Source organism: Actinomadura formosensis NBRC 14204 (assembly GCF_001552155.1).
Classification (GTDB): domain Bacteria; phylum Actinomycetota; class Actinomycetes; order Streptosporangiales; family Streptosporangiaceae; genus Spirillospora; species Spirillospora formosensis.
Window position 1 is genome coordinate 1 of the sequence record NZ_BCQQ01000185.1, and the last position, 8,651, is coordinate 8,651.

The 8,651-nt window shown below is 72.1% G+C and carries 13 protein-coding genes; 9 read left to right on the forward strand and 4 right to left on the reverse strand.

Annotated elements, in window-relative coordinates; all coding sequences use genetic code 11:
* The 6 genes from AF1_RS30335 to AF1_RS30360 all read left to right on the forward strand — a co-directional run.
* The coding region (locus tag AF1_RS30335; protein WP_067807143.1) for a cobalamin-dependent protein at nucleotides 1-690 on the forward strand (690 nt) is incomplete at its 5' end.
* A gap of 137 nt (nucleotides 691-827) precedes the next feature.
* Entirely contained in the window at nucleotides 828-1,343 is a 516-nt protein-coding gene (locus AF1_RS30340; RefSeq protein ID WP_067807147.1) for an RNA polymerase sigma factor, read from the forward strand.
* Nucleotides 1,340-2,338, forward strand: a complete 999-nt coding sequence (locus AF1_RS30345) for a YbgA family protein (protein WP_067807150.1) — start codon at nucleotides 1,340-1,342, stop codon at nucleotides 2,336-2,338. The genes AF1_RS30340 and AF1_RS30345 overlap by 4 nt, the downstream gene beginning before the upstream one ends.
* Before the next feature lie 199 nt (nucleotides 2,339-2,537).
* Nucleotides 2,538-2,906: a thioredoxin family protein gene (locus AF1_RS30350; protein ID WP_067807153.1), complete on the forward strand. Its 369-nt coding sequence runs from the start codon at nucleotides 2,538-2,540 to the stop codon at nucleotides 2,904-2,906.
* Nucleotides 2,907-2,920: 14 nt separating this feature from the next.
* Nucleotides 2,921-3,193, forward strand: a complete 273-nt coding sequence (locus AF1_RS30355) for a metal-sensitive transcriptional regulator (RefSeq protein WP_067807158.1) — start codon at nucleotides 2,921-2,923, stop codon at nucleotides 3,191-3,193.
* A 160-nt stretch (nucleotides 3,194-3,353) separates the two neighbouring features.
* On the forward strand, nucleotides 3,354-4,040 hold the full coding sequence (locus tag AF1_RS30360; RefSeq protein ID WP_067807161.1) for a DUF4389 domain-containing protein: 687 nt from the start codon (nucleotides 3,354-3,356) through the stop codon (nucleotides 4,038-4,040).
* Here the strand turns inward: AF1_RS30360 and AF1_RS30365 are convergent.
* Both AF1_RS30365 and AF1_RS30370 read right to left on the reverse strand, forming a co-directional pair.
* On the reverse strand, nucleotides 4,033-4,662 hold the full coding sequence (locus AF1_RS30365) for a GAP family protein (RefSeq protein ID WP_067807163.1): 630 nt from the start codon (nucleotides 4,660-4,662) through the stop codon (nucleotides 4,033-4,035). The genes AF1_RS30360 and AF1_RS30365 overlap by 8 nt on opposite strands.
* A gap of 11 nt (nucleotides 4,663-4,673) precedes the next feature.
* On the reverse strand, nucleotides 4,674-5,081 hold the full coding sequence (locus tag AF1_RS30370) for an SHOCT domain-containing protein (protein ID WP_067807181.1): 408 nt from the start codon (nucleotides 5,079-5,081) through the stop codon (nucleotides 4,674-4,676).
* A 188-nt stretch (nucleotides 5,082-5,269) separates the two neighbouring features.
* On the opposite strand from AF1_RS30370, the gene AF1_RS30375 reads away from it, so the two are divergent.
* The 3 genes from AF1_RS30375 to AF1_RS30385 all read left to right on the forward strand — a co-directional run bounded on the left by AF1_RS30375 (nucleotide 5,270) and on the right by AF1_RS30385 (nucleotide 7,607).
* The gene (locus AF1_RS30375) at nucleotides 5,270-5,737 is read left to right on the forward strand and encodes a DUF7144 family membrane protein (RefSeq protein ID WP_067807166.1); all 468 of its coding nucleotides are present in this window, start codon (nucleotides 5,270-5,272) and stop codon (nucleotides 5,735-5,737) included.
* A gap of 144 nt (nucleotides 5,738-5,881) precedes the next feature.
* Nucleotides 5,882-6,712 (forward strand): universal stress protein, encoded by an 831-nt coding sequence (locus tag AF1_RS30380; protein ID WP_067807169.1) that lies wholly within the window; start codon nucleotides 5,882-5,884, stop codon nucleotides 6,710-6,712.
* Between the two features lie 28 nt (nucleotides 6,713-6,740).
* Entirely contained in the window at nucleotides 6,741-7,607 is an 867-nt protein-coding gene (locus AF1_RS30385) for a universal stress protein (protein WP_207394239.1), read from the forward strand.
* Here AF1_RS30385 and AF1_RS30390 read toward each other — a convergent pair.
* Complete coding sequence (locus tag AF1_RS30390) at nucleotides 7,550-8,050, reverse strand: universal stress protein (RefSeq protein WP_067807176.1); 501 nt, start codon at nucleotides 8,048-8,050, stop codon at nucleotides 7,550-7,552. The two genes, AF1_RS30385 and AF1_RS30390, sit on opposite strands and share 58 nt — an antisense overlap.
* Before the next feature lie 97 nt (nucleotides 8,051-8,147).
* Nucleotides 8,148-8,564 carry an Hsp20/alpha crystallin family protein gene (locus tag AF1_RS30395; RefSeq protein WP_067807179.1) on the reverse strand — a complete coding sequence of 139 codons (417 nt, stop codon included), beginning with the start codon at nucleotides 8,562-8,564 and terminating at the stop codon, nucleotides 8,148-8,150.
* Nucleotides 8,565-8,651: the final 87 nt, after the last annotated feature.

Here is an 8,651-nt window from a genome sequence, read left to right on the forward strand (position 1 = left end):
CCGCCGCCGCCCCGCGCGCACGGCGCCGGCGGCAACCGCGTGCCGCTGACCGGGACGGGCCCCGGACGGGACGAGCGGCAGGCCGCGGCGGTACGGGGCCTGGCCCGTGCGGCGATGGCGCTGGACCGGGCCGCGATGACCGAGACCGTGCGGACCGCGCTGCGCCGGGACGGGGTCGTGCGGGCGTGGGACGGTCTGATCGTTCCCGTGCTGGCCGGGATCGGGCACAAGCACGCGGCGACCGGCGACTGCGTGGAGGTCGAGCATCTGCTGTCCACGGTGCTGCTCGGGTGCCTGGCGGAGATGCCGCCGCCGGCCCGGCCGCTGAACGTCCGTCCGGTGCTGCTCGCCTGCGCGCCGGAGGAGCAGCACAGCCTGCCGGTGTACGCGCTGGCCGCCGCGCTGGCCGAGGCCGGCGTCGACGCGCTCGTGCTGGGGGCGCGGGTGCCGCCGCGGGCGCTGGCCGCGGCGATCAGGAGGGCGGGGCCGCACGCCGTCTTCGTCTGGTCGCAGACCGCCGAGACCGGGGACCCCGCGTGGCTGGAGGCGCTGCCGTCGTCCCGTCCGCCGCACCGCCTGGTGACCGGCGGGCCCGGCTGGGACCGCGACCGGCTGCCGGCCCGGGTCACGCGGCCGGCGGGCCTTTCCGAAGCCGTCGCCGCACTGGCCTGCCCGCTCGGCTCGTCCTGACCGGCCCGCACCGGCGCTGACCGGCATCACCTGCGTTGACCGGTATCACCTGCGCTTTGCGCTGTTTGCGATGACACCCGCCCATGCTTTTAACTATGAACAAGTTTTGAAGCGATTTTTGCGGGGATCGAGGGTGCATGACACTGCAGCAGCGGCTCGCGCAAGGGGATGAGGCGGCACTGGCCGAGTGCTACACCGCACTCGGTCCCCTCGTCCGCCGCCATGTGGCGAGGCTGGTACCCGGACACGCCGTGGACGATGTCGTCCAGCTGGTCTTCCTGGAGGTGTGGCGCTCCTGCCGGCGCTACGACCCGGAACGCGGTCTGGAGCCATGGGTCCTCGCCATCGCCCGCAAACGCGCCATCGACCAGGTGCGCGCCGAGGCGCGGCACTCCCGCAGGGCGGCACCGCTGAGCGACGGCGCCGCGGTCCCCGACGCCGCCAGGGTGCCCGACGCCGCCCCCGCCGTGGACATCGCGTGCGATGTCCGCACCGCGCTGGCCGGGCTTCCGGGCCCGCAGCGGCAGGCGATCGTGCTGGCCCACTTCGGGCAGCTGACCCAGCGGGAGATCGCCGACCGGCTGGCGATCCCGCTCGGCACCGTCAAGGCGCGCACCACCCGCGGGCTGCGCCGGATGAAGGAGCTGCTGTGACCCCTCCCCTGCCACCGCCCGCCCCGGCCCCCGAGGCCCATCCGCGTCCCCGGCTGGCGGTGTCCAGCTGCCTGCTGGGTGAGCCGGTCCGCTACAACGGCGGCCACAGCCGCGACCGGTTCCTCACCGGCCCCCTCGCGGACCACGTCGACTGGGTGCCCGTCTGCCCGGAGATGGAGATCGGCCTCGGCGCCCCCCGTCCCACCCTGCGCCTGCTCAGCGACGGGCGGATCGTCACCAGGGACCGGACCGCGGACCACACCGGCGCGATGACCGCGCTCGCCGGCGACCGGATCCCCGATCTGGCCGGCATCGACGGGTACGTGTTCAAGTCACGTTCGCCCAGTTGCGGGCTGCTGAACCTGCCGCGCTACGCGTCCGGCCGGCCCGGGGAGCGCACCGACGGCCAGCCGGTGGACCGCCGGGGCCGCGGTGTGTTCGCCGCCCTCGTCACCGACGCGCTGCCGCACCTCCCCGTCGAAGAGGAGGGCCGGCTCCGCGACCCCGTCCTGCGCGAGCACTTCATCGAGCGCGTCTTCGCCCACGCCCGGCTCCGCGAACTCCTCGCCGGGGCCTGGCGCCCGCGCGATCTGGTCGCCTTCCACAGCCGTCACAAGCTGCAGATCCTCGCCCACGACCCGGCGGCCAACCGGGAGATGGGCCGGATCGTCGCCCGGGCGGGCACCCGGCCGCGCGAGGATCTGGTGACCGGCTACCGCCGCGCCTTCGGCGCGGCCTTCGCCGTCCGTCCCAAGCGCGGCCGCCACGCCAATGCGCTCCTGCACGTCTTCAGCCCGCTGAGCGAGCACCTCGACCCGACCCGGCGCCACGACATCGTGGCCGCGATCGAGTCCTACCAGCATGGAGAGGCGCCGCTCAGCGTCCCGATCGCCCTGCTGCGCCACCACGCCGAAGGCGAACACCTCGCCTACCTGGCGGAGCAGACCTATCTGGACCCGTATCCCGCCGATCTTCTCCTCCGCCACCACCTCTGAGGTCCATGCCGCGCACGGCGCGGCTCCCCTGTGTCCGCGCCGGGCCGTCAGGTTCGCGAGCGCAGGTCCTCCCTCGGCGCGGACTCCGCCGTCGGTATACCCCGGCGGGTATTTTGGAAGCGGGTCGCCCGCTCCGGAATGGACCCGGGGCCGGGGATGTTCCTATACCCGTAGGGGTATCTACCCGGATGGAGGGACGATGGCGACGACCGAGCTGACCCGCGAGAACTTCAACGAGGTCCTCGACGGCAGCGACATGCTTCTGATCGACTTCTGGGCCGGCTGGTGCGGGCCGTGCCGGTTCTTCGCGCCGGTCTACGAGCGGGTGTCCGAGCGGCACGACGACATCGTGTTCGGCAAGGTCGACACCGAGGCTCAGCCGGAGCTGGCGGGAGCCTTCCGTATCACTTCGATTCCGACACTCGTGATCATCCGCGAGAATGTGGTGCTGTACGCCCAGCCCGGCGCCCTGCGCGAGCAGGAGCTGGAGAAGCTGATCGAGAGCGCCCGGTCGGTGGACCTGGACGAGGCGCGGCGCAACGCCGAAGAACACAGGCAGAGCGCCTGAACAAGGAGAGCGGGATGGAGCTGGACAAGGAGTCCCTGGCCGATGTCGTGGTACGGCTGCGGCGCGCCCAGGGGCAGATCGGCGGCATCATCAAGATGATCGAGGAGGGGCGCGAGTGCGCCGACCTGATCACCCAGCTGGCCGCCGTCTCGCGGGCGCTGGACCGGGCCGGATTCAAGATCATCGCTACCGGGCTGGAGCAGTGCATCATGGGTGAGGACGCCGGCACCGAGCAGGCGCGGGTCGACCGCCTGCAACTGGAGAAGCTGTTCCTGACGCTCGCCTGACGCCCGGCGGGGCGGGCCCGGCGCGGCACGGACCTTCGTCCTGCCGAAGAGCGGACGTCCCTCTCTACAGGCGGGGCCCCGGTGACGACGACGGTGGACGTAGGAGATACGTCCGGGGACGTCGGGTCACCGGGTCCTCGACCTGACAGGGGAGGACGAGATGAGCGAGCGGGACATGCCGGTCCGGATGGAGGGCCGGCTGGACGAGCCGCTGTCGCGGTGGCTGTGGCTGGTGAAATGGCTGCTGCTGATCCCGCACTACGTCGTGCTGTTCTTTCTCGGGATCGCGCTCACGGTGCTCACCGTGGTCGCGTTCTTCGCGATCCTGTTCACGGGCCGCTACCCGCGGATGATCTTCGAGTTCAACGTCGGGGTGCTGCGCTGGGCATGGCGGGTGGCGTTCTACGGGTACGCCGCGCTGGGCACCGACCGGTACCCGCCGTTCACGCTCCAGGACGTTCCCGACTACCCGGCCCGCCTCGCGATCGACTATCCCGAGCAGCTGTCGCGGGGGCTTGTCCTGGTGAAGTGGTGGCTGCTGGCCATCCCGCACTACCTGGTGGTCGCCTTCTTCGTCGGCGGCGGCTTCGGCGGCGAGGACGCCGGCTGGAACGGCCCCGGCCTGATCGGCCTGCTGGTGTTCATCGCGGCCGTCGTGCTGCTGTTCACCACGCGGTACCTGCGGGAGATCTTCGACCTCGTGATGGGGATGAACCGGTGGGTGCTGCGGGTGGCGGGCTACGCCCTCCTCATGACCGACCGCTACCCGCCGTTCCGGCTCGACATGGGGGGAGCCGAGCCCGTCCGGGAGCCGGGTCCCGCCGCGCCGGGCGGGCGCGTCAGGTGAGGATGAGCACCACGAAGAACAGGCAGGCGACGATGTTGACCAGCCAGCTGTTCATGGTCATCCAGTCGCGCAGCCTGGGCATGGCGTCCACCGCTCGCCGGTGGAAGACGAGGAACGCCAGCAGCGGCAGGGCCGCGATGAAAAGGGTGGCCGCGATGAACGGTATCGCGGCCACCAGGCCCGCACCGGACCGCTCCAGGTTCATCCCCACGGTCAGCAGCACGACGAGGTCGGACGGCATCAGCAGGATGACCAGGAAGCCCGTCGTGAACGCGTGCCGCGCGGTCGCCTGCATCAGCCCGGACAGCCAGCGCGGAGGCTCGGCGGTATCGCGTCCCAGATAGTTCTTCACCGCCAGGACGATGAGCAGCGCCACCAGCACCGCTTCGATGACCTTCGTGGCCGTGCTTCCCGTGTCCGGCCCGCCGGGCGTCGTCGCGGCGCCGATCAGGGCGGCCACGGCCCGGGTCATGACGAGACCGGCCGTCGTGGCGGTCAGCACTCCGCCGAGGAACGCCAGGGACACCAGGACCGCCCGCTCGGACGTCACCAGGACGAGCGCCGAGATGATCTGCGGCCCGACCAGCATGGTGATGGCGAGCGGCAGCACATCTATGTTCATGTCACGGTGGTTCAGGCGAGGATCTTGGTCTTGGCGCGCTGGTACTCGTCCTCGCTGATGTCGCCGCGGTTGCGCAGATCGGCGAGCGTCGCCAGCTCTTTGACGCCGTTGCCCTTCGAGGGTTCAGAGGCCTCGCGCACGTAGGCGCGGAACTCCTCCTCGTGCTTGCGGGCCGCGCGGACGTCGCGCTCGCCCATCCCCTTGCCCCGCGCGATCAGGTACACCAGCGCGCCGAGGAACGGCAGCACGATGACGAAGATCGTCCATGCCGCCTTGCTCCCGCCGCTCAGCTCGTCGTCCCGGAAGATGTCTCCGATGATCTTGAAGAGGATGATCAGGAACAGCACCCACAGGAAGAACCACAGCATCGTCCAGAAGACGTTGAGCAGGGGATAGTTGGTGGCGGCGAGTTCGTTCATGACGAACCTCCAGTCGGTGTCGTGACGCCCGGTGACCGGGCCGTTGGTCAACGGTCGGCGCGGGCGGCGGCACCGGGCATCACCCGTTGCAGGTGATTCGGCCGCCGGCCGCCGTGTCACCCCCGGCGGGTGATGCGCCGCGCCGGTGGCGGGGGTGACGCTGTGGCACTCGTGCTGGGAGGTGTCATATGGCAAGCGGAACGCGGACGACGTCCAGGACCGAGGCGAACGGCTGGGCCGCCGGGGCCAGTCTCTTCGCCGGGGTCCTCCTGGTCATGGTCGGGGTCTTCCAGGCCGTGGCCGGGCTGGCGGCGATCATCGAGGACAAGTTCTACGTCGTCACCACCAACTACGCCTACGAGCTGGACGTGACCAGATGGGGCTGGATCCATCTCGGTGTCGGCATCGTCGTCGCCGCGGCCGGCTTCGGCATCATCTTCGGCGCCCGGCTCTGGGCCCGCGTCCTCGGGATCGTCGTGGCGACGCTGAGCGCGATCGCGAACTTCTTCTTCGTCCCCTACTACCCGTGGTGGTCGCTGCTGATCATCGCGCTGGACGTCTTCGTGATCTGGGCGCTGTGCGTGCAGGGCCGGGACGCCACGCAGGTCCCCCGGGCGGAGACACCGGCCGGAGAACGCGAACGGGTGCGGCACTGACCATTCCGTCCGGGGACGCGAGGGCACGGCGGCGAAGTCGTGACCCTCGTCCCCGGCCGCCGGGACCTTAGACCGCCGATCAGCGGGTAGCCCCTGGCCTAGCGTCGACAGTGGACGTGAGAAAAGGCTCGGGAAGGGGCGACCATGCCGGCTCCGATCATCGTGGGGATCGATGGCTCCGCACACGCCTGGCGGGCGCTGGACTGGGCCGCCGACTACGCCGTCCGGCACCGGCTGCCGCTGCGGCTGGTGCACGGCTCGCGCGCACTCGCCCCGGACGGGACGATCCCGGAGGACGCGCTGCGCCGGCTGGTCGCCGAGCGGGAGGATCTGCTCGGCGAGGCCCGGCAGTACGTGCTGAAGCAGTTCCCCGACCTGGACGTCACCACGCGGCTGGTGCGCACCGATCCCGGGCACGCGCTGGTGGAGGCGGGCGAGGGCGCGGCGCTGGTGGCGGTCGGCTCGCGCGGGCTCGGCGGCTTCGAGGGCCTGCTGTTCGGGTCGGTCGGCCTGTACACCGCGGCGCACGCCCGGTGCCCGGTGCTGGTCGTGTCCCGGTCGGCGCCCTACCCGAGCGACGCGCCCGCCCGGATCGTCGTCGGGGTGGAGGGCGGGCCCACGGACGAGGCGGTGCTCGGCTGGGCGTTCGCGGAGGCGGCCTCACGCGGTGCGGCGATCGTCGCGCTGCACGCCGTCGGCGGCGAGTTCTCCCCGCGCCGCAGGGTGATCGAGGACATGGAGCTGGCGGAGGCGGTCGCCGGCCGGCCGGAGCACTTCCCCGAGGTCGCGGTCGAGCCGCTGGTCTCGGACCGGACCGCGTCCCAGGCGTTGGTCGAGGCGTCGGAGAACGCCGCGCTGGTGGTGGTCGGCGCCCCCCGCCGGACGGGCCTGATCGGCATGGCGCTGGGCCGGGTCAACCATGCCGCGCTGCACCACGCCCGCTGCCCGGTGGTCGTCGTGCCCGCCGAGCACTGACCCGGGGCGAGCGGAAGAGGAGATGACCATGTCCGATCCGATCATCGTGGGCACCGACGGCTCCGTGCCGTCCGAGCGGGCCGTGGCCTGGGCCGCCGACGAGGCCGCCCGCTACGGGCGCGACCTGCGCATCGTGCACGCGGTGGAGAAGTGGGCGTTCGACGTGCCGCTGAACATCGCCCCCGGCGAGGTGGCGTCACTGTCGCGGGAGGGGAGCGAGGTGCTGACGGCCGCCGAGCGTGTCGCGCACGCCCGGCGGCCGGAGGTTCCGGTGAGCGTGGAACTGGCGTCCGAACGCACCGTGCGGGCGCTGGCCGACCGGTCCGAGGGCGCGTTCGAGCTGGTGGTCGGGCACCGCGGGCTCGGCGGGTTCGGTGAGCTGCTGCTGGGGTCGGTCGGGCTCGGTGCCGTCCGGCACGCCGCCTGCCCGGTCGTGGTGGTGCGCGGCGGGCCGGGGCCCGAGCACCGGGAGATCGCCGTGGGCATCGGCCTGGGCGACGACTCGGCGGTGCTGGAGTACGCGTTCCGGGCGGCCAAGGTCCGGGAGGCCAGGCTGCGCGTCGTGCACGCCTGGCCGTTTCCGGAGGCGCTGGACAAGCCCGGAGCAGCCGCCGACCTGAAGCGCGTCGAGGAACGCGCCCGGTGGCGGGTGATCGAGGCGCACGCGCCGATGCGCAAGCGGTTCCCCGGTGTGGAGGTCCTGGAGGACATCGTCCAGGACAATCCCGCCGCCGCGCTCGTCGCCGCGTCCCGCGACGTCGACCTGGTGATCGCGGGATCACATCCCCGCGAGGGCCTGGCCGTGCCGCGCGCCCGCGCGGTGACCCACGCGCTCGTTCACCACGCGCACTGCCCGGTCGCCGTCGTTCCCGCGGCCGGCGCGTCGGCGTCCTGAGCGGCGACCGGGCCGGGCGGGACGAGCACGACCGGGCACGGTGACATCCGCCGGCACGCCATCCTGATCGGTCCGCCGTCGGCCGCCGGTGCGTCGCCGAGGACGAGGAGATCCGCCTTCGCGGCGAGGTGGAGGAGGGTGCGCACCGGGTCGCCGTACGCGAGTTCCTGATGGACGCGCACCGGAGGCTCGGCGCCGAGAACCGCCCGGACGTCGGCGGCGAGCGCGTGCCGTGTCCGCTCCCGTTCCCGGTCGTGGCACGGCCGGTGGGCCGCCATCGCGTAGGGCGCCGTCCGGTCGCGCAGGCACCGCCACGACCGGACCGCCACGATCTCGGCGTGCCGCTGCTTCGCCTCGCCGGCGGCCCAGCGCAGCGCGCTCAGCGACGCCGGGGACCCGTCCACCCCGACGAGGATCCGGACCGGACCGGGGGAATGCCTCATCGTCCTCATCTCGATTCCCGGTGTGAGAGAGACCCCGTGCGAGAGCGAGGGCACCGGATCGATCGCTCGATGCCGGTGCCCTCTTCCGGTTGACGGGTCACTTCTCGATGGCGATGCGCTTGGCCTCGGCCTTGACGGCCTTGGGCATCGGCACGCGGACGGTGAGGATGCCCTTGTCGTAGGACGCCTTGATGTCGTCGATCTCGACGTCGGCGGGGAGGGTGAAGGACCGGGTGAAGGAGCCGTAGCGGAACTCCGACCGGTGCCCCTCCTTCTTCTCCTCGTGGCGTTCGGCGTGGATGCGAAGGACACCCGCGGTGACGGTGATCTCGACGTCCTTGTCCGGGTCGATGCCGGGCAGCTCGGCGCGGATCACGTGGTCGCCCTCGTCGATGTAGTCCTCCACCCGCATCGTCTCGCCGGCGCCGGACCGCCACAGGTTGAACGGCGACTCGAACCAGTCGAGCAGGTCCGGGAAGATGCCGCGCGTCTCACGCCGCTCCGGTGTGCTCATGGGTGCCTCCCTCGGCTCGGAGTTCGTGCTCACCCGCCGGTGGCGGGCGTCACCTTCATGCTCGCCCCGTACGCGCCGGGCTCCCAC

Bases quoted from the DNA above. Each gene is read 5' to 3' on its own strand.
- AF1_RS30385 (WP_207394239.1), top strand. From the start codon at position 6,741: ATGTCCGATCCGATCATCGTGGGCACCGACGGCTCCGTGCCGTCCGAG.
- AF1_RS30360 (WP_067807161.1), top strand. From the start codon at position 3,354: ATGAGCGAGCGGGACATGCCGGTCCGGATGGAGGGCCGGCTGGACGAG.
- AF1_RS30340 (WP_067807147.1), top strand. From the start codon at position 828: ATGACACTGCAGCAGCGGCTCGCGCAAGGGGATGAGGCGGCACTGGCC.
- AF1_RS30375 (WP_067807166.1), top strand. From the start codon at position 5,270: ATGGCAAGCGGAACGCGGACGACGTCCAGGACCGAGGCGAACGGCTGG.
- AF1_RS30350 (WP_067807153.1), top strand. From the start codon at position 2,538: ATGGCGACGACCGAGCTGACCCGCGAGAACTTCAACGAGGTCCTCGAC.
- AF1_RS30355 (WP_067807158.1), top strand. From the start codon at position 2,921: ATGGAGCTGGACAAGGAGTCCCTGGCCGATGTCGTGGTACGGCTGCGG.
- AF1_RS30395 (WP_067807179.1), bottom strand. From the start codon at position 8,564: ATGAGCACACCGGAGCGGCGTGAGACGCGCGGCATCTTCCCGGACCTG.
- AF1_RS30380 (WP_067807169.1), top strand. From the start codon at position 5,882: ATGCCGGCTCCGATCATCGTGGGGATCGATGGCTCCGCACACGCCTGG.
- AF1_RS30390 (WP_067807176.1), bottom strand. From the start codon at position 8,050: ATGAGGCATTCCCCCGGTCCGGTCCGGATCCTCGTCGGGGTGGACGGG.
- AF1_RS30365 (WP_067807163.1), bottom strand. From the start codon at position 4,662: ATGAACATAGATGTGCTGCCGCTCGCCATCACCATGCTGGTCGGGCCG.
- AF1_RS30370 (WP_067807181.1), bottom strand. From the start codon at position 5,081: ATGAACGAACTCGCCGCCACCAACTATCCCCTGCTCAACGTCTTCTGG.